Here is an 18,372-nt window from a genome sequence, read left to right as displayed (position 1 = left end):
CGTATGAGTAGCCAACAAGACAAATCCACTTTTGCTGAAGTTTTCAAACAGTGGGAAGAAAAGAAAAACGACGAAGCTGAGATCCGCAAAGACCAAGTGGTCGAAGGTAAAGTCGTATCCGTAGACAACGATAACGTCTATGTGGCAATCGAGGGATTGAAACAAGAGGGAAGAATTCCTCGCTCCGAGTTCGATGAAAAGCCGGAAATCGGATCTTTAGTTACTGCACTTGTAAAAAGAAAAGAGTCCACAGACTCAGGATGTATCCTTTCCAAAAAAGAAGCCGACCAAAGAAAAGGTTGGGAAGTTGTTAAAGACGCATTCAAAAATAATTACCAAGTCAGCGGACGTCTGGTAAACGAGATCAAAGGAAAAGGTTACATCGTTAACGTAGAAGGTTCAGAACTTTTCCTTCCTGCATCTCAACTTAGTTATAAATTCTCCGATGGAGAAAATTACAAAGGTGTGGAACTCGATTTCAAAGTGATTGAGATCAACGAACGCACCCGCTCTGGAGTCGTTTCCAGAAAAAAACTTCTAGACGAAGTGAATAACGAGAAATGGGACGCACTCGCTGAAAAAGTTAAAGTAGGAGACAAGGTTAAAGCAACCGTTTCCAAAATTGCAAGCTTCGGAGTTTTCTGTGATCTGGAAGGAGTTGTAGGACTTCTCAGACAAAGAGATATCTCTTATAAAAAATTCGCACCATTCAAACAATACTTCACCATCGGCCAAGAGATTGAACTTCAAGTTCTGGAAATGGAGAAGGAAAACAACAAACTCGCTCTCGGACTTAAACAATTGTATGAAGATCCTTGGGTTTGGGCGAAACGTTCCTTAGAAAAAGAAATGGTGATCAGAGGAACTGTAACTTCTCTCACTAATTTCGGAGCATTCGTTGAATTGAAAGAAGGCCTCGAAGGCTTGATCCATACTTCCGAATTGACCTGGGCTAAAAAACCTCCTCATCCAAAAGAACTTCTGAAAAAAGGCCAAGAAGTAGAAGCACTTATCTTAGATATCGATTTCGAAACCAGAAGACTTTCCTTAGGCTTAAAACAACTCCAGCCAAACCCTTGGGACGCATTAGGTCCTGAAGTTAGAGTTGGTAATGTTCTTACAGGAAAAGTAACCGGCATCACTAAATACGGCGCATTCGTAGAAGTGGAAAACGGGATCGAAGGTCTGATCCACATCAGCGATATCACTTGGGATGAAAAACAAAAGAACCCAACTTCTCTACTGAAAAAAGGAGAAGAGGTTAAATACATCATCCTAGACATCAACTTCGATGCACAAAGGATCTCTTGCGGATTAAAACAACTGCAAGAACATCCTTACGAAGCATTAAGAAATCGTTATCCTATCGGTTCCGTAGTCCAAGGAAAGATCAAAAGTATCGTGGACTTCGGTATGTTCGTAGAAATCGAACCTGGTTTCGAAGGACTGGTTCACATCTCCGAGATCCCTGGCGGAAAAGACACCAATTTGGCTGAGTCTTACAAGCCTGGCGATATCGTAAAATGTGCAGTCGTTAAGATCGATTCCAAAAACAAAAAGATCTCTCTGTCTATCAAAGATTTCGACAAGGCTTTAGAAAGAGAAGAGATGGCGAAGTATCTAAAAACTTCCGACACTCCTTCCAGAGAAAGTTTAGGCAGCTTTATCAATTCTTCCTTAAAATAAGGACGACTCTCGGAGTTTTGGATGAAACGATTCGAACCTAAAACAGGTGCTTCTATTCAGGATATAGATCCTTATCCAGGTCTAACCGGAGCAGAAAGATTTTTTGCGATTTTATTCTCCAAGATTGGAGAGAATAAGAAGCAGGTTTTATTTGGGATCGGTGTGTTATTCGTTACCGTACTAACTGTTGTTAGTTGGAACGAATACAGAGCGGAACAATTCCGTAAAGGAACTCTTGCCATCGAAAAAGTGGAGAAGGAGCTTGCTCTTTCTCCGATGACCGAGATCACCGATAAGATCAAAAAATACGAAAGTATCGCTTCTTCCTATAGTTCCCCTTCTTTAGATATCAGACTTTCCAAAACTTTGGGGGATCTATATGCTAAAAACGGAGAATACCAAAAAGCGGCAGAGAAGTTAGAATTTGCGGGTAAAAAAATAGACGAACTTCCGGAAGTGAAGGCTTACTATTTTTATATCGCAGGAAACTACAGAGAAAGCGCGAACCAACTTGCAGAAGCTGAATCCGATTACGGAGTTTCCGTTTCTCTCTTAAGCAGTCGTAAGAATGTAGCGGGATTTTACGCTTGGAGCCTATACCAAGCAGGTCGTTTGAAATTGCAAAACGGCAAAAAAGAAGAAGCAGTAGATCTGCTTAAAAAAGTCTTAGACCAAGATATCGCTTCTCCTTCAGAAGAATTTAAATCGGTTAGAGAACTCGCTACTTATCTTCTATTAAAAAGCAGCCAGGGGAACTAATGCTCACTTTGGCCCTTCCGAAAGGACGGCTTGCCGAAGAGAGCATAGAACTCATGCTCCAAAGGGGATGGCTTTCCGGTCGTCCTGACCCTGATTCCAAAGAACTTATCTATAAAGACCAAAAAGGAAAGGTCCGGATCTTACTCGTCCGTTCCCAGGATGTGGCGACTTACGTGGAGCAGAATTCCGCGGATGCCGGTATTGTCGGATGGGACGTATTATTGGAAGGAGGTTACGACCTTCTTCTTCCATTGGACCTCGGGATCGGAAAGTGCAGACTTTCTGTGGCAGGACCGAAAGGTTGGAGTCTCAGCTCTGGAGAAAGAAAAGTCCGTGTGGCGACAAAATATCCTAATATCGCTAAGGACTTCTTCCTGAAAAAGGGGATCAATTGCGAGGTCATTAAACTTTACGGAAGTATTGAGCTCGCTCCTTTGGTGGGTTTATCGGATTGTATCGTGGATTTAGTATCCACAGGCGGGACTCTCAGAGCCAATAATCTGGAAGAGATTGAAGTTATTATGGAATCTACGGCGAGATTGGTGTTCAATCGTTCCGCCTTATACACCAAACGGGCCGAAACTGGTGAATTCTTGGATTCTTTTACTTCTGTTTGAAAAACAGTTGTGAAATCGGCTCATAAAAAAAACATAGTCGTAAATCGACCTTATCTATAGAGAAAAACAATGGCAGTTCCTAAGAGACGAAAATCTAAATCAAAAGTGAGGATGAAACGGGCCCATCATGCGATCGGCAAACCGAATCTAGTTCCTTGCCCGAACTGTAATTCCTTCAGACCTCCTCATAGAATCTGCCCTGTTTGCGGTTTTTACAAAGACCGTGTAGTGGTAGAACCGAAAGTCAGGAAGACTAGCGAAGAGAACTAAGCAATATGTGGGTCGCCGTCGATGCAATGAGCGGCGACTACGGTCCTGACCGGATCGTAGAAGGTGCCGTTAACGCGGTAAATCAAGACGGCAGAAACGTCATACTCGTTGGTAAAGAAGAAGATATCAGCGAGACTCTCCTCAAATACGAATACGATACAAACAAGATCCGGATCGTTCACGCTAGTGAAATCATAGGCATGAACGATTCTCCTTCTATTGCTGTGCGTGCGATGGAAGATTCTTCCGTTGTACAAGCAGCTCAATTAGTCGCAGATAAAACATGCGTTGGTATGTTCTCTCCAGGAAACACTGGAGCTACAATGGCGGCAGCATTATTATATCTGGGTAGAATTCCTGGAGTTCTTAGACCTCCAATTGCCGCTCCTATTCCGAGAGAAAAAGGAGCTCCTACACTGCTTCTGGATGCAGGCGCAAACGTGGATTGTAAGCCGGAATATTTGGCTCAATTCGCCATCATGGGAGAGATCTATTCCAGACTCATCTTCAGTATTCACAAACCAAAAGTCGGGATCTTATCTAATGGAGAAGAGGACAAGAAAGGAAACTCGGTCACATTAAAGGCTTTTGAATATATTAAAAAACTACCGATCGATTTTGTTGGAAATGTAGAAGGTAGAGATCTCTACGGTGGTGGAAGGGATGTGGACGTTGTGGTCTGCGACGGCTTCGTGGGGAATATTGTACTGAAAGCAACCGAAGGTCTTTCCAAATCCATATTCAGCGTCTTAAGAGAAAGTATCGCTCAGTCTAGCCTTGCCCAAACAGGCGCACTTCTTCTCAAACCTACATTTACTGCGATCAAGAAAAGATTGGATTACGCGGAATACGGCGGGGCACTTCTCCTTGGTGTAGATGGAACTTGTTTGATTGGCCATGGTTCTTCTAACGCACATGCAGTCCGAAACGCGATCCGAGTGGTAGTGGAATGTGCCGAAAGGGACGTGAACCAGCGCATCAAAGAAGATATAGAGAAAGCGAAGTTTTAACTTAGCTCGCTTTCTTTGCCAAGCCCAGGGTGAACGCTACACCCAGAATCACTTGACCCCCCAGGCCTGAAAAATACGCTAACCGCAGAATCTGGTAAGGAAAAAACCAATGATCGATTTGAAAGGCAAAAACGCCATTATAACCGGGGCTGCCCGCGGAATCGGTAAAGCAACCGCTCTTAAACTAGCGCAAGCAGGCGCAAACGTTGTCATAGCCGACTTAAACGAAGAGGCAAGTAAAGCTACTGCGGATGAAATCGCAAAAGCAACAGGTGTAAAAGCAATCGGAGTTTCCGTAAACGTAGCAAATGCGGAATCCGCTCAAGCAGGTATCCAAGCTGTAGTGGATAATTTCGGTTCAATAGACATTCTAGTGAATAATGCTGGTATCACTAAAGATACTCTTATGCTTAGAATGAAACAGGAACAATGGGATGCTGTAATTGCAGTAAACCTAACTGGTACATTCAATTGCATCCAGTCCGCTATAAAATTTATGGCAAAAAATCCGAACGGCGGATCCATTATTAACCTTTCTTCTATCGCTGGAGTAAATGGAAATATCGGACAAACCAATTACTCCGCTTCTAAAGCTGGTGTGATCGGTCTGACCAAGGCAGTCGCTCTGGAAATGGCAGGTCGTAAGATCCGTTGTAACGCGATCGCTCCGGGATTTATTGCAACTGAAATGACAGATGCGATCCCAGAAAAGATCCGTACTGCAATGGTAGCTGCTATTCCATTAAAAAGAGCAGGGCAGCCGGACGATATCGCGAACACCATCGCTTTCCTAGCTTCCGATATATCCTCTTTTATTACAGGACAAGTAATCGAAGTGAACGGTGGGGGATTCCTTCCAGGAGTCCAAGCCTAAAATTCGGATCTCAATCTGAATCAATCAGGCAGAAAGCCCGGAATTTTCCGGGCTTTTGTTTTTTTGCAGAACCAACAATGCCTTTTTCTTAGAAAGGTTCTCATCAATTCCATCAACATAAATCCGAACGGCGTTCGAACGAAAGATCGAGAACAGTCTCTCAAGATCTAATATTAGAAATGTGACTTTTTGATTATTTGAATATGAGGACTGAGCCGGAATTTCAGATCCTTTGAGTCGATCGAATTTGTAAGTTATAGAACATCTTCTTTGAAAAAATATGAAAAAGAAACTTGGATAATATTCTGTTTTTTTCCCGTTTCCAATCCGTTAACGCTTGCCAAAACATTTGAGAAAAAAATGTTTAAAAATCGGTGGATGAATTCATCCCCGATTCTAAACCTAACTAAAACTTACATACCACTCCAGTGGTACGGAGGAAACAAATGGCAGATTTCGAAAAGATTAAGTCTATTATCGTTGAGCAACTTGGAGTGGATGAGTCCGAAGTGACTCCTGAAGCACACTTCATTGATGACCTCGGTGCAGACTCTCTTGACACAGTTGAACTCGTTATGGCTCTTGAAGAAGAGTTTGGCGTTGAAATTTCCGATGAGGATGCTGAAAAGATCCAAACCGTCGGAGACGTAATTAAGTTCATCGACACTCTAAAGTCCTAATTGACTGGACCTCCGGGTTCTTACGGGAACTCGGAAGTCTTTCCTTCCTTTTATCAAAATCCTTTGATAAAAAAAAATTACATTAAAAATCAAAATAAATCAGATCCTAAGATCAGAAAGGATCCTTCCCTACTTGCGTCCGAGCTTGGTTTAAGATTTAATAAACCTTCTTACTTAGAGATTGCATTCGTACATAGTTCTTACAGAAACGAAAATCCTGAATATAAAGAAGATAACGAAAGATTAGAGTTCTTAGGAGACTCAGTTCTCGGACTTGTAGTCGCAAAATATTTATATAGAACAAATCCTTCTGCAAGTGAAGGGGAACTTTCCAGAAAAAAGGCCACTTTAGTTTCTACCGCAATGCTAAACGGTCTCAGCGAAAAGTTGGAACTAACTTCTTACGTCCTATTGGGAAAAGGAGAAGGCCAGGGGAGCGCCCAAAAAAAACTGGGAGCCAATCTATTCGAGTCCTTGGTAGGCGCAGTTTATTTAGACCAAGGAATGGAAGCTGCGGAGAAGTTTATACTCGAACATCTTATAGATTACGTCAAAAATTCCGATAAGGTAAGAGAGGCTACGGATTATAAATCCATCCTCCAGGAAATTTGCCAAAAAAAATTCAAACTTCTACCTTCTTACAGATTACTAAAAGAGATCGGACCGGATCACGAGAAAACATTTTACGTTAGCGTATCCATCCGGGACAAACATTCTGCGGAAGGTAAGGGAAAGAACAAGAAGTTCGCAGAACAAGACGCTGCGAAACAATTATTGAAGGCCCTGAAGATCAAGGTTTAACGAAATCTAATATGGAATTCTTTTTTAAAAAGAAAGGTTTGAGGGTCAGGGTGGCCGCTTTGATCCGAAATCGTAAGGGGGAGATCCTTCTTCTGCAGCAAAAAAAGAAGAACGCTTATTATTGGTTATTGCCCGGGGGCGGAATAGAATTCGGAGAAAGCGCCGAAGACGCATTAAAGAGAGAATTAAAAGAAGAACTTTCTCTCGATATTACGAGTTCTAATTTTTTATTTTTGAATGAGTCCATAGATCCTAAGGGGAATCGTCACCTTCTCCAATTAGTATTCTTAGCAACCGTCAAAAAACAGGATCCGGAAGTGAACCTGAAAGAAAAGGCGATCACAGGATTCGGCTATTTTCCTTTGGGAGCGGTTTTAGAAATGGATATAAGGCCGGATATTAAGGAATTTCTTTCTTCCGGAAAATACAAGCCGGCTCCCTTTATACGAAGCCAATGGGTATATGATAAATGAATCCTATCCGGGAAGTACAGATCAGAGCATTTTCAAAAGAATACAAGGTCCAGATCCATTCAGACTTCAGAGGTTTGGGAGAAACGATCAAAAGGTTTTATCCGATCTCTTCCATATTTATACTTACGGAAAGAAAACTTTCGGGATTGTTTTCCAAGTTTTACGAATCGGAACTATCCCTTCTCGGAATTCCATATCACGAAATTTATATAAAGGGCGGGGAGAAGAATAAACATATTCTTCGCACCGCAGAAGTTTATAACAAACTAATAGAATTAGGAGCGGATCGTAAAAGTTTGATCCTTGCCTTGGGCGGCGGAGTCGTAGGCGATTTTGCGGGATTTATCGCTTCCACATTCCAAAGAGGGATCCGTTTTGCTCAAATTCCCACTACCTTGCTCGCCTCCGTAGATTCTTCCGTGGGTGGAAAGGTCGCAGTAAATGCCGACCTCGGGAAAAACATGATTGGCTCCTTCTACCAACCTGAGTTTGTATATTTGCCTCTGATCGCATTATCCACTTTGCCTAAAAGAGAATGGAGATGTGGGATGGCTGAGATCGTAAAACACGGTCTTTTGTCAGGAGGAGAATATCTGGAGAAGGTCCGCTCGAGCGATAAATATGTCTACGATCATACTTCTAATGAACTTCTGGAACTGATTGTAGGTTCTATTTTATATAAGGCTAATATAGTTTCCCAGGACGAAAGAGAAACCGGTTTGAGAAAAGTTTTAAACTTGGGGCATACTACCGCACACGCGATTGAATCTCTCACGAATTACAGAAGATATTCTCATGGAGAAGCGGTTTCAATCGGACTATTGACTGCGATCATTCTTTCCGCCGAAAAGCAAGGATTGGATCCATCTTGGATAGAAGGTTTAAAGAAGATACTGAAGGCATATGATCTTCCGTATCACGATAAGAGTAAATCCACTCAGGTAGCAAAACATACTCTTCACGATAAGAAGAATGTGGGCAATTCTGTTCGTTTTGTTCTTCTTCAATCTCCCGGAAATCCGATCTGGGACATTCCGGTCGAACTGGAAGAGATTGCTTCTGCTTTCAGAAAGCAGAAAAAAATGGATTAGAATTCGCCTTGCCTTGGCTTAGAGTTTCTTTAGCCTGGGTTCTCTTATCATGGAAGAGATACTTCGACTTATAAATCCGATTTCCCTCTTGAACTCCAAGGAAAGATCCATTACGGAGGAGTTCATTCTGGTTGTGTACTTTATCCTGACCTTGGTGATCGTTTATAAAACTTTCGTTTTGAGTTTCGATAGGATCAGTCCTCCTGCTGATAATGCAGTACGATATAATCGCAGAAGAGTCACTCGGATCTTATTTGTGGTCGTGGGAGCAGTGTCCCTTCTGCCCGTAATTTTTTCCGGACTTTCTTATCTTCCTACTGTGATGGGTCTTGCGGGAGCAGGTATCGTAATCTCCTTAAAAGATATCACTTTGAATTATGTAGGTTGGCTTTTGATCCATGGTAGCAACGGTTTCGAAGTAGGGGACCGCATCGAGATCGAAGGTGTAAAGGGGGACGTAGTCAATATTGGGATCAATCGATTTACTTTGATGGAGTTAAGCCAGGATCCTAAATCGGAACAATCCACCAATCGTTTGGTGCATCTTCCGAATCACACGATCATTCTTCATAAAGTTTATGTGGTGAAGGAAAAATTAGGATTTGTTTGGGATGAGTTTCGGATCAAGATCCCTTACGGTTCCGATTGGGAAGCCGCGGAGAAGATCCTGAACGGGATCCTAAAGAACGGTTCTGTGATAGACCAACATAAAATAGATTATTCAGTAAGAGAACTTTCTAAAAACTATTTAGTTCGTTTAGGCAAGACTACACCTATAGTTTACATAGGTGTAGAAGAAGGCGGAGTGTTATTCTCTCTTCGTTATCTCACCCATATCAAAGAAAAAAGAAATCAGAAGGCAAGTATTTCCAGAGAAGTCCTGAAGGAATTTGCAGAAGCCGGAATACATATCCTCTAATCTATCTTGATCGATCTGCGACTGGATTGGTAAAACAAGACGGGAGAAATTACTAGCCAGATTAGGATCAAGATCCAAAATTCACCCGCAAAAATATTATGGACCTTTAGGAAATCCTTATATGGATTTTCTGAAACCCGAAAGAACATTAAGAATTCGAAAAGATCCGTCATAAAAAACCAGATAAGACCTATTACAAAGGATTGCATCCGGTCTTTAAAAGGCCATTTTTTGGAAATGTATAATATCGGTATGGAAATAAGTATGAGCCCGGTAAAAACGGAAATCTGGTGAGAGAGATGTTCTTCGAAAAAATCCTTATAAGCCAATTCTCGGATGGCAGCGTTCAATAACGCAGCTAAAAGAAGAAGGAACCAACTCAGAATATACTTGATCATGATCAGTTTTTATCCTCTTCTATAGGAATAAAAAAGGAAAAAACGATCTTACGGAGTTGATATATGTTGGTTTTCGGATCTTAAGGACGACCCGACTTATCGTATTTTATAAATTTGTAAAAAGTCTACGGACTTGGCCTCTCCTCCCGGTGCTCCGGAAAGAATTACCACGATATCACCTTTGGTTAGCATTCCATCTTCCGGAAGTTTTGTTTCCATATAACGGATCATATCGAAAAAAGTTTCCATGAACGGCATAACGTAAGGCTGAACTCCTCGATACAATTTCATCTTTCTTGCTGTAGCTAAATAAGGAGTAAAAGAAAGGATTGGGACCTTAGGTCTCATCTCTGAAGTGATGAGTGCAGAATATCCGCTTCTTGTAAAATTCACGATCGCCTTTGCATTGATACTATTTGCGATCTCTCTCGCCGCGGAGCCAAGAGCGGCTCTTTCAACTTCTAGATCGGATTTTTTTAAATTCCAATGGATCTCATAGATATGATCTAGATTTTCCGCTTCTCTCAGGATTTTTACCATCATCTCTGCGGATTCTACCGGATATTTTCCGCTTGCAGATTCTCCAGATAACATGACTGCATCCGTTCCATCCATGACTGCATTTGCGACATCGCTTGCTTCCGCTCTTGTAGGTCTAGGATTTTCCACCATAGATTCCAACATTTGAGTAGCTGTAATCACAGGTTTTCCTGCACGGTTTGCTTTATAGATAAGTTCTTTTTGGAGGACAGGAACTCTTTCTGTTTCCACTTCTACTCCTAGGTCTCCCCTTGCGATCATGATCCCGTCTGCTGCTTCTAAAATTTCATCTATATTACGGATCGCTTCCGGTCTTTCAATTTTGGCAATGAGTCCGATTTGGGTTCCTCTCATAATTTCTCGGGCGAGTTCTAGATCGGAGGCTCGTCTTACAAAACTTAATGCGACGTAATCCACTCCTAAACTTAGGGCAAACTTTAGATCCAATAGATCCTTTTCGGAAAGTGCAGGAGCTGAGATAGGAGTTCCCGGCAAATTAATTCCTTTGTTGCTTTTTAGAATTCCTCCTATTATAACTTTTAAAACGGCTTCTTTGCTTGATTTGGATTCGACCTCTAGTACGAGTTTACCGTCATCTACTAATAGTTTGTCTCCCGAACGAAGATCTTCTATCATGGCAGGATAGGTAGTGCCAATCGCCTCGGAATCTCCTAGATATTCCGCGTCGGGTAAAAGTCTGATTTTGTTTCCCTTTTCTAATTCGATTTGGGGAACCCGGAGTTTTCCGGTTCTGATTTTAGGGCCTTGCAGATCCGCCATGATGCCGAGGGGAACGCCGGACTCGGATTCGCATTTTCGCAAAGTTTCAAAAACTTTTTTGTGAACTTCGTGAGTGCCGTGAGAGAAATTCATTCTCGCGATGTCCATTCCGGCTCGGAGAAGTGCGGTGATAATATTTTCATCTGAGGAAGAAGGACCTATGGTACAGACCATTTTGGTTTTTTTTTCCGGGCTAAACATGAATGGGAACCTCCGAAAATTTGGACGTATTTAAGAATGCTATTTCGTTCTTTACGGGGCGAAACGGAAGGGTAAGCTTGGGAAAAAAAAGGCACACCCAATTGCGCCAACAGTTAGAACGGCTCGCCCTAGTTTATCATCCGGAATACAATATGGATCTTGGTCCTCATGTATTCCCCGCACGTAAATACGCAATGATATACAATCTAGTCAAGGAAGATCCTAAACTTTCTTCTTTGCCTGCCCTTCAACCGGCCCCGGTCGGAGAGGAAGAATTAAGCCTAGTTCATACTCCTGAATTCATTTCCGATTTTATGAATTTAAGATATACGGATAGAACCATGTATTCGGAGCTTCCCCTCAACCAAAACATGGTCAGAAGTTTTTGCCTCGGAGTGGGAGGGACCATTCTTGCGACAGAGATGACAGAAAATTATAAATACGTGTATCATATCGGGGGCGGGTTTCATCACAGTATGCCGGACCGAGCAGAAGGTTTCTGTTATCTGAACGACGCAGCCATCGCGACGAAACTTTATCTGCAAAAATATCCGGAACGAAAGGTTTTATTTATAGATTTGGATCTTCACCAAGGAAACGGAAATGCGAGAATTTTCCAAGGTGATCCGTCAGTTTGGACTTTTTCCATACACCAAGAAGAGTTATATCCTAAAAAAGAGAAGTCCAATCTGGATATACCTTTGGAAAACGGGACAGGAGATAAAACTTATCTTTCTCGTTTGGGGGAAGGTTTGGAAAAGATCCGGAAAGAATTCAAACCGGATCTGATCTATTACTTCGCTGGCGCGGACCCTTTCGAGGACGATTCACTCGGGGATCTGAAGCTTACTTTTGATGGGTTGAAGGCAAGAGATAAAATGGTAAAAACTTTCGCGGATTCTTTGGATATTCCTGTGGTAGTTATGCCTGCGGGCGGTTACGCAAGAAATTTCCACGATACTGTACGTATCCATTTTAATACGATACGAGTTTTCGCTTCCTTAATTTAATTACATGAGTATATTTTCCGGTTCAGATAAATCCAGCTCCGGCCAGAGTTATATCGATCCTGAAGCTCTCGGTCTTATAGATGTAAACAGAGAATTCAAAACCCATTTGGGGATGGAAGATACATTATTCAATCGATTCTCTGTGAAAGAAGTCCACGAACTTTTGACCGAGTCGGGAATGTTCGAAATGTTGGAGTTTCGAGGATTCAAAAAAACTAAATTAGAGATTCATGGAATTTCAGAAGTGGATAATCGGATCTATATCAAGACCGAAGAGAACGAAATTTTAGTTCATATGCGCCTCAAGTTCTCGGACTTTTTATTCAAAAAGATCAATGAGTCCTTTCCGATGATCTATATCGATTGGCTCTTAAGCCAAAATGTGAAACTCGGAAAATTGGGAGAGAAAAAGAAATTATTCGAAGGTCAGGAATACCCCGGTCTGAATATTATGAATGAGATCACTTCTTTTATCCGATTAGTTTCCGGAAAAATCGGAGCAGCTGGGGCTTTTAATATTCCTGAATATTTTCATGACGCGGTTCTATTTCATAAAAATTTCAGATATTTATCTCCTGAAAAAGAGGGAGAATTCAGAGCACTACTCAGATGTTTTAAAAAAGAAAATCTGAGATCTCTCTCCGGGGCCATCCATTCCGGAAAAATTTTAGATCGCCAAACCTCTGCAGTATACTCTTGGAGTTACGGAGAAATGGTGTCCGCAACCAATCCGTACCTCGAAAAATCCTTGTTTGACGAACAGTATGATTCTATCGTTGCCAGAATTTCCGAGACCAGGGAATTTTCTAGGATCGATTAGATGACATCAATTACGATTAAGCCGGAAATTCTTATTATAGACGACGATCGGGACGTAGGAGAGGCCCTGGAAATTCTTCTCTCCAAATTAGGTTACAATTCTACTTTTTTTGATTCAGTAGAGAAGGGTAAGGAATATTTCGAAAAAGAATCCAACCCAATCGTATTTTTAGATATCCACATGCCAAAAACCAGCGGGTTGGACGTCCTACCTTATTTCAAAAATTTGAATCCTGCCACCCAAGTCATCATGATGACCGGAGAAAGGGATATCAATAATGTGGTAACTTCTCTCACTTATAAGGCTTCCGATTTTCTTTTAAAACCATTCTCTCTCCAAACAGTGCGCATTGCGGTCCAAAGAGCATTGGATTATTACACTTTGCTAAAGGAGAAGGAAGCAAGAGACGAAAATATCCTCCGGGATCTAAGACTTGCCTCTAAGATCCAAAAAAAGATCCTTTCCGTTCCTGTAATTTCTCCTTTAGAAGTGGCTGTGGATAATACTCCTGCTTCCTTTGTTAGCGGAGATTTTTATGTTCTTTCTAAAATAGAGAATAAGGTAATGGTTTTACTCGGAGACATCGAGGATCACGGAGTGACTTCGGGACTTATCGGACTTCTCATGACAAGTATTGCAAGAGAAGCGTATAAAGAGGACCAGAACCCTTCTAACGTTCTGAAAAGAATGAATCTAGAACTTGCCCAAGAGATAGGGACTCATAGTTTAACCGCTGCAGTTGCTGTGATCGATCTGGAAAAAAAGACGATCTGCTATGCGAGGGGAGGTCATCCTTTTCCTGTTCTATACCAAGCAGCGGGCCAAAAACTTTTGAACGAAAAATCGGGACAATTGCTTGGGATCATGGATAATCTGGAGTTCGAGTCTCATGAGATCCCCTACGAGGCTGGAGACGTTTTATTCTTATACAGCGACGGGCTATTGAATAGTCTTTCCAGTCCTCTATTCAAGGAATTGGAAGATGTACGCAAAAAAGGTTTAGGGATAGAAGATTACCAAGAAGCAATTCAAACTTTCAGTAAGGTAAGCTTGCCGACTAGAGAGTTCAGGGACGATTCAAGTTATCTACTTTTAAGGCTCTAATTTTCGTTCGGAACGTTCCGGTTTTGCATTCGGAAAGGTGCCTTTTCGAATATTGAAAAATACTAATTCAGGCAAGGAGAAGAATGCTGACTGCAGTCCATCCTTGGCTCTTTTGCCCTTGTCGAATGGGCTAGTAAATATCCCCAAGGCAAAATTCCCAATTCCCCAACCTAAATTTACGATCCCATAAACAGGCCTAAGCAGAACTGTATCATCCGTAAAAAATACGAACATCTGATCGTCCGGATTAGGTCGATAGATACTCGAACTGAAAACATTAGATTCCTTTAGATAGGTTTTCCATTTTGGACTCGATCCGTACAATTTTTCCAAAGCGGATTTTCTATGAGAAAGTTCCAAGGTTTCTTCTTTTATTTTCCATTTTTCCGTAATTGAATCATAAGCAATAAATGGAATAAATGTGAGAGAAGAATGAGGATCTATTCTTTTTCCCAGAACGTTTTGGTATTCCTTTTCATTTAGGATAAATTCTAAGGAATCGAAAATTTCGGAGGTGCAGTTCTTTGTGATAAGTTTGAACGTGTAAAAACGTTTTAGGTTCTCATAATATGTTTCTTCTTCTTTTTTGGATCGGTTTAGGAATTCTAAAATAAGCTCCTTCTCAGGAGTCGGAAACGAAAATACAAAATTGCCTGAAAGATCTGGGGAAAGTCTATCAAACGTATTTCGGATCGAAATTCCTCTGCTTAATCCTGTTCTCAATTCCCAGTCCCTGTTTTCTAAATCTTCCCAGGTGAGATAATTTTCTTCGTTCAGATTTTCGGATCTTACTCTTTCTTCTCTGTATGTTTTAGAAGCTTCTAATAATAAAGTAGAACTTGCTTCGACTCCTTTTTTGTCTTTGGACCAAGTAGTAGGAGTGATCTGGGAAACGGATTCGGGGAAGGTCACTAAAAAATAAGGTCTTCCTTCTTCGATGCTCTTTTCTAAAACCAAAAATCTTGCCAGGTTGACTAATACGCTATGACCCCAGTTGGAATTTTCTTCTTTTATCAGTTCGGCTATGGAAAGTTTGATAGAGTCTCGTAGGGAGATCAGTTTTGATCTTTCTTCTTCGTTTAAAGGTTTTCCTGAAGAAAGAAAGATCGTCTCCGGATCTAAAGAATATCCCGAATCTAGGATCTCTAAAACGGAAAGTTTTTCTAGTCTGGGCAGAAACCAGGAAGAAATTCCTTCTTTATAAAATGGATATATTCCGTTTTGGACGGAAGGAGCTTCGGAGAATAATGTAAATTTTCCCTCAGCGAACGCGGAGTTTAAATCCTTTTTGATCTGGGTCCTGACTTTTCCGAGCCAGCCTTTACCGAGGGCAGAGTTCAGTTCTTCCTTTAAGTAAGAGATAGATCTGGCTTCTCCCTCTTTTCTGAAATAACCGAACGTCCTGATTCTTATATTCTTTTCGGGTCTTTGTAGTTCTTTTAGAAATTGTACATCTGATCGAATCGATTCTAAATTTTTAAGATGTTTGAATTGTATAAGAGCTAATTTTTCAAAACCGGTTCTGATCTTGTCCAGATCCTTTTCTGAGATCCCTACGCGTGCAATCTTGCTTGTTCGATTAGAGTATGTATTATAAGAATAGGAAAATCTTTCGTAAGATTCACGGACTACTCTGAATATTTCGTCAGGATAATATTGGAAATGGATAACAGTATCATCAAATCTAAGTGCGGAATGCCCTCCGCTGGATTGACCTGTATTTGCATCCACATAGATGAAATCCAAATAGCTGTCTTGGGAATGGATGGAAAAAAAGGGAAAAAATAAAAAAAGAAGAAGTAAGCGACCTTTTGTTAAAGGTCGCCTATACACACTCGATCTCAAATTAGAGGGAAAGATAGCCTCTTTCCAAAGCTTTTGCGATCTCAGGTTTAGAGTTTACGTTTGCCGCAAATTTTTTAAAACCTTCGGAGTCCACTCCTGCTTTTTTGAGTCCTCTTCCGATGGAAACATAAGTGCTTTCGGAATTTTTCCAGTTGGTCACTCCGTTTTTAGAAGCGAGTTCTGCCAGATCGGATTCGAATTCTGTAGAACGAGTGGATCCTGTTTGTAAATAGAAAGCGGTTAGGTTTTCTACATCTCTTTTAAATCCTTTTTTTTCTGCAGCTTCGTCTTTGGAAGAAGAGGAAACAGAAGAAACTACGGAGACTATAGCGTTGGAAAGACTTTGTAGTGAGTCCGAAGATTTAGAAATGGAATTTGAAATAGTATCTAAAAAACAATTTTGGGAGAGAAGGATCCCGAATATTAGAAAACCTATTCCCAGAATTTTGTGAAAAAATTTCATCTATGTACCTCGCCTTGGATCTTCCAAATTTTGGAAGAAAGTTTCTGACACGTTCGCGTCTATTCTCACCCTGATTTAAGTAAGAGTCAACTTTGTTTTCCGGAATATAGGACCACTGTGGACCAAGGTTCCATTTCAATTTTGAGAATTTTTTTACGAGAATCTATTTCCAGGGAGTCCGGTTTCTTTCCGGTCCAATAATCTATCGAATTCTTTTTATCCCAAGGAAAGAATAAGGAGAGCGAGATCTCTTTTTTCTCGTCGCTTGGATTCCAAATCCCTAAATAACCGGAAGGATTGTAGAGAGCGCTCGGGAAGAATTCGCTCCCAAGCCCAACCGGTAGAGGAGTTTTACCTCTACATTTGGATTGGAGTGCTAAACTTTTTTGTAATAATTCCAAACGATCTTCATTTACCAGAGAAAGATCGTCTGAAACGAATAACATTCCTCCGGAGACGGACATGATACTTGCCATGATCTTTGTCTGGGCCTCTGTCATGCTGTTTTTCTTTTTTCGGACCAAGAGACAATCCGGATCGTTCAGCCAAAGCGTTCTGTGCATAGAGGCTCTGGTAATATCGTTGATCAATGCTCTTTCGGTGCAGAGTCCGTTCCTATCTTTTACTAGTATTCTCGATTTTTCTCTGTACCAGAAAGGCGCTACATCACAGGAAATTCTCATCGCATCGAATAGTCCGATGGAAGGAAGCATTGGAGCCCCACAACCTAGGATGAATATATCTTTTCCGACCACTTTTCGGATAAACTTAATCGCATCCACATAACGAGTATGAGGTGATACGCTTCGGTCGTAAGTCCAACCTGGCAATAATGCGGAATACAAGAAGTCCAGTTTTAAGTATTTGTATCCGTACTCCTTTACGATAGTTTTGAAAACTGTGGCTAAAAATTCTTTAGAAGCAGGGTGGGTCACATCCAAACTATACGTATAATCCACTCCCCAGTTCGGATTCCAAAGCGCAGGCACTGGATTTCCATCTCTATCTTTTAATACCGCTTCCGGGAATTTTTGGAAAAATTTGGATTTTTTGCGAACTAAGAATGGAGCAAGCCAGATCCCAGGGAGTAATTTTTCGGAACGGATCGCTTCTGCCAAAAGTCCCATCCCACCCGGAAAACGATCGTTAGTTTCCAGCCAATCTCCGATCTCAGCTTGGTAACCGTCATCTATCTGAAAAACTTTCAAGCCTAAGTTTTTGGATCTGAGTTCTTTCAGATTTTGTAGAATGATCTTCTCTGAAATTTTCGTATAGTAATGATACCAAGAGCACCAACCGGTAGGCACCTGAGTTTCCGGAAGTTTGACTTTTAGATTTTTTGCAAGTTCAGCAAAATAATTTTTTATAAAGATCGCTTCGTCACCCGTAAATTTAGAAACGCGGATCTGAGTAAGAGGGAGTTTATTCCCTTTGAAATCTTCGAAGCGGTAAAAATCATAAACCACTCGAATATCTCCGCTGAAAAAATTGTCAGAATTTTTTTTGGAAGAAGGTGAAGTTAGAATTTTGAACTTAACTCCTTCTTCTCCTTTGGAGACCGCTCCTGCGAAAAATTTGGAGTCTTCGTTTTTAGGTAATAAGATAACGTAGGCCTCTGAGATCCAGTCACCTTCTTCTCCCGAATGCTCTGAATAGATATTTTCTTGGGAGAATTGTAAAAATCCTAACTTAGGCGAAATATCTGCGTCTTCTAAATTTTCGGAAGCGGAGAGGCTCCAGGACTGGTATCCATGTCGGAAGATCCTACCTTCTTTGATCCCATGAGAAGGAAGTTCCCATTCCAGGGTCAAAAGTTCCAAACCTGCAGGAGGTCTCCTTTCCGCTATCCATTCTAAAACGGGAGCGTATGTGGATTTGCCCTGGGACTTGACTAATTTAAAGGAAAACTTGTAATTCCCGCAATCGCTCTTGGTCTCGGTTTTTCCTGCCGGGAACTCAAACTGAGATCTTTGTTCTTCTTCATAGATACGGGTTCGCAAAACTGCTTTCATTCTGGGACGATGGTTTACG

At 41.3% G+C, this 18,372-nt stretch carries 19 protein-coding genes; 14 read left to right on the top strand and 5 right to left on the bottom strand.

The window, feature by feature from the left end; all coding sequences use genetic code 11:
• The first annotated feature begins 3 nt into the window (after positions 1 to 3).
• The 11 genes from LPTSP_RS06065 (at position 4) to LPTSP_RS06015 (ending at position 9,180) form a co-directional block, all read left to right on the top strand.
• On the top strand, positions 4 to 1,686 hold the full coding sequence (locus tag LPTSP_RS06065; RefSeq protein ID WP_108927927.1) for a 30S ribosomal protein S1: 1,683 nt from the start codon (positions 4 to 6) through the stop codon (positions 1,684 to 1,686).
• 21 nt (positions 1,687 to 1,707) lie between these two features.
• A complete protein-coding gene (locus tag LPTSP_RS06060) occupies positions 1,708 to 2,445 on the top strand; it encodes a tetratricopeptide repeat protein (protein ID WP_108927926.1) in 738 nt (245 codons plus the stop codon).
• A complete protein-coding gene (gene hisG, locus LPTSP_RS06055) occupies positions 2,445 to 3,062 on the top strand; it encodes an ATP phosphoribosyltransferase (protein ID WP_108927925.1) in 618 nt (205 codons plus the stop codon). The genes LPTSP_RS06060 and hisG overlap by 1 nt, the downstream gene beginning before the upstream one ends.
• A 69-nt stretch (positions 3,063 to 3,131) precedes the next feature.
• Positions 3,132 to 3,332 (top strand): 50S ribosomal protein L32, encoded by a 201-nt coding sequence (gene rpmF, locus LPTSP_RS06050; protein WP_008593555.1) that lies wholly within the window; start codon positions 3,132 to 3,134, stop codon positions 3,330 to 3,332.
• 5 nt (positions 3,333 to 3,337) lie between these two features.
• A complete protein-coding gene (plsX, locus tag LPTSP_RS06045; protein ID WP_108927924.1) occupies positions 3,338 to 4,342 on the top strand; it encodes a phosphate acyltransferase PlsX in 1,005 nt (334 codons plus the stop codon).
• A gap of 109 nt (positions 4,343 to 4,451) precedes the next feature.
• Positions 4,452 to 5,216: a 3-oxoacyl-ACP reductase FabG gene (gene fabG, locus LPTSP_RS06040; RefSeq protein WP_108927923.1), complete on the top strand. Its 765-nt coding sequence runs from the start codon at positions 4,452 to 4,454 to the stop codon at positions 5,214 to 5,216.
• Between the two features lie 446 nt (positions 5,217 to 5,662).
• Complete coding sequence (gene acpP, locus LPTSP_RS06035) at positions 5,663 to 5,896, top strand: acyl carrier protein (RefSeq protein WP_008594933.1); 234 nt, start codon at positions 5,663 to 5,665, stop codon at positions 5,894 to 5,896.
• A gap of 63 nt (positions 5,897 to 5,959) precedes the next feature.
• Positions 5,960 to 6,697: a ribonuclease III gene (gene rnc, locus LPTSP_RS06030; RefSeq protein WP_439956996.1), complete on the top strand. Its 738-nt coding sequence runs from the start codon at positions 5,960 to 5,962 to the stop codon at positions 6,695 to 6,697.
• An 11-nt stretch (positions 6,698 to 6,708) separates the two neighbouring features.
• Complete coding sequence (locus tag LPTSP_RS06025) at positions 6,709 to 7,170, top strand: NUDIX domain-containing protein (RefSeq protein WP_108927921.1); 462 nt, start codon at positions 6,709 to 6,711, stop codon at positions 7,168 to 7,170.
• Positions 7,167 to 8,261 (top strand): 3-dehydroquinate synthase, encoded by a 1,095-nt coding sequence (gene aroB, locus LPTSP_RS06020; RefSeq protein ID WP_108927920.1) that lies wholly within the window; start codon positions 7,167 to 7,169, stop codon positions 8,259 to 8,261. The genes LPTSP_RS06025 and aroB overlap by 4 nt, the downstream gene beginning before the upstream one ends.
• 49 nt (positions 8,262 to 8,310) lie before the next feature.
• Positions 8,311 to 9,180, top strand: a complete 870-nt coding sequence (locus LPTSP_RS06015) for a mechanosensitive ion channel family protein (RefSeq protein WP_108927919.1) — start codon at positions 8,311 to 8,313, stop codon at positions 9,178 to 9,180.
• On the opposite strand, the gene LPTSP_RS06010 is transcribed toward LPTSP_RS06015, so the two are convergent.
• The gene (locus LPTSP_RS06010) at positions 9,177 to 9,578 is read right to left on the bottom strand and encodes a hypothetical protein (protein ID WP_108927918.1); all 402 of its coding nucleotides are present in this window, start codon (positions 9,576 to 9,578) and stop codon (positions 9,177 to 9,179) included. The two genes, LPTSP_RS06015 and LPTSP_RS06010, sit on opposite strands and share 4 nt — an antisense overlap.
• Positions 9,579 to 9,674: 96 nt before the next feature.
• Complete coding sequence (pyk, locus tag LPTSP_RS06005) at positions 9,675 to 11,099, bottom strand: pyruvate kinase (RefSeq protein WP_108927917.1); 1,425 nt, start codon at positions 11,097 to 11,099, stop codon at positions 9,675 to 9,677.
• A 101-nt stretch (positions 11,100 to 11,200) separates the two neighbouring features.
• Here pyk and LPTSP_RS06000 point away from each other — a divergent pair, with 101 nt between their 5' ends.
• The 3 genes from LPTSP_RS06000 to LPTSP_RS05990 are packed head-to-tail and all read left to right on the top strand — an operon-like array spanning position 11,201 to position 14,033.
• A complete protein-coding gene (locus LPTSP_RS06000) occupies positions 11,201 to 12,109 on the top strand; it encodes a histone deacetylase family protein (protein WP_174704437.1) in 909 nt (302 codons plus the stop codon).
• Positions 12,110 to 12,113: 4 nt separating this feature from the next.
• The gene (locus LPTSP_RS05995; RefSeq protein ID WP_108927915.1) at positions 12,114 to 12,929 is read left to right on the top strand and encodes a hypothetical protein; all 816 of its coding nucleotides are present in this window, start codon (positions 12,114 to 12,116) and stop codon (positions 12,927 to 12,929) included.
• Positions 12,930 to 14,033: a SpoIIE family protein phosphatase gene (locus LPTSP_RS05990; RefSeq protein ID WP_108927914.1), complete on the top strand. Its 1,104-nt coding sequence runs from the start codon at positions 12,930 to 12,932 to the stop codon at positions 14,031 to 14,033.
• On the opposite strand, the gene LPTSP_RS05985 is transcribed toward LPTSP_RS05990, so the two are convergent.
• From LPTSP_RS05985 to LPTSP_RS05975, 3 genes are all read right to left on the bottom strand, one after another.
• A complete protein-coding gene (locus LPTSP_RS05985) occupies positions 14,022 to 15,779 on the bottom strand; it encodes a hypothetical protein (protein ID WP_245915481.1) in 1,758 nt (585 codons plus the stop codon). The two genes, LPTSP_RS05990 and LPTSP_RS05985, sit on opposite strands and share 12 nt — an antisense overlap.
• Before the next feature lie 100 nt (positions 15,780 to 15,879).
• The gene (locus tag LPTSP_RS05980; protein ID WP_108927912.1) at positions 15,880 to 16,341 is read right to left on the bottom strand and encodes a putative lipoprotein; all 462 of its coding nucleotides are present in this window, start codon (positions 16,339 to 16,341) and stop codon (positions 15,880 to 15,882) included.
• An 86-nt stretch (positions 16,342 to 16,427) separates the two neighbouring features.
• A complete protein-coding gene (locus tag LPTSP_RS05975; protein ID WP_108927911.1) occupies positions 16,428 to 18,353 on the bottom strand; it encodes a glycoside hydrolase family 36 protein in 1,926 nt (641 codons plus the stop codon).
• Positions 18,354 to 18,372: the final 19 nt, after the last annotated feature.

The organism is Leptospira johnsonii (genome assembly GCF_003112675.1).
In the GTDB taxonomy this organism is placed as follows: Bacteria; Spirochaetota; Leptospiria; order Leptospirales; family Leptospiraceae; genus Leptospira_B; species Leptospira_B johnsonii.
Note: the sequence above shows the minus strand (reverse complement) of the source record. Positions and strands in the feature narration are given on the sequence as shown.

Bases quoted from the DNA above. Each gene is read 5' to 3' on its own strand.
- LPTSP_RS06065 (WP_108927927.1), top strand. From the start codon at position 4: ATGAGTAGCCAACAAGACAAATCCACTTTTGCTGAAGTTTTCAAACAG.
- LPTSP_RS06060 (WP_108927926.1), top strand. From the start codon at position 1,708: ATGAAACGATTCGAACCTAAAACAGGTGCTTCTATTCAGGATATAGAT.
- hisG (WP_108927925.1), top strand. From the start codon at position 2,445: ATGCTCACTTTGGCCCTTCCGAAAGGACGGCTTGCCGAAGAGAGCATA.
- rpmF (WP_008593555.1), top strand. From the start codon at position 3,132: ATGGCAGTTCCTAAGAGACGAAAATCTAAATCAAAAGTGAGGATGAAA.
- plsX (WP_108927924.1), top strand. From the start codon at position 3,338: ATGTGGGTCGCCGTCGATGCAATGAGCGGCGACTACGGTCCTGACCGG.
- fabG (WP_108927923.1), top strand. From the start codon at position 4,452: ATGATCGATTTGAAAGGCAAAAACGCCATTATAACCGGGGCTGCCCGC.
- acpP (WP_008594933.1), top strand. From the start codon at position 5,663: ATGGCAGATTTCGAAAAGATTAAGTCTATTATCGTTGAGCAACTTGGA.
- LPTSP_RS06025 (WP_108927921.1), top strand. From the start codon at position 6,709: ATGGAATTCTTTTTTAAAAAGAAAGGTTTGAGGGTCAGGGTGGCCGCT.
- aroB (WP_108927920.1), top strand. From the start codon at position 7,167: ATGAATCCTATCCGGGAAGTACAGATCAGAGCATTTTCAAAAGAATAC.
- LPTSP_RS06015 (WP_108927919.1), top strand. From the start codon at position 8,311: ATGGAAGAGATACTTCGACTTATAAATCCGATTTCCCTCTTGAACTCC.
- LPTSP_RS06010 (WP_108927918.1), bottom strand. From the start codon at position 9,578: ATGATCAAGTATATTCTGAGTTGGTTCCTTCTTCTTTTAGCTGCGTTA.
- pyk (WP_108927917.1), bottom strand. From the start codon at position 11,099: ATGTTTAGCCCGGAAAAAAAAACCAAAATGGTCTGTACCATAGGTCCT.
- LPTSP_RS05995 (WP_108927915.1), top strand. From the start codon at position 12,114: ATGAGTATATTTTCCGGTTCAGATAAATCCAGCTCCGGCCAGAGTTAT.
- LPTSP_RS05990 (WP_108927914.1), top strand. From the start codon at position 12,930: ATGACATCAATTACGATTAAGCCGGAAATTCTTATTATAGACGACGAT.
- LPTSP_RS05980 (WP_108927912.1), bottom strand. From the start codon at position 16,341: ATGAAATTTTTTCACAAAATTCTGGGAATAGGTTTTCTAATATTCGGG.
- LPTSP_RS05975 (WP_108927911.1), bottom strand. From the start codon at position 18,353: ATGAAAGCAGTTTTGCGAACCCGTATCTATGAAGAAGAACAAAGATCT.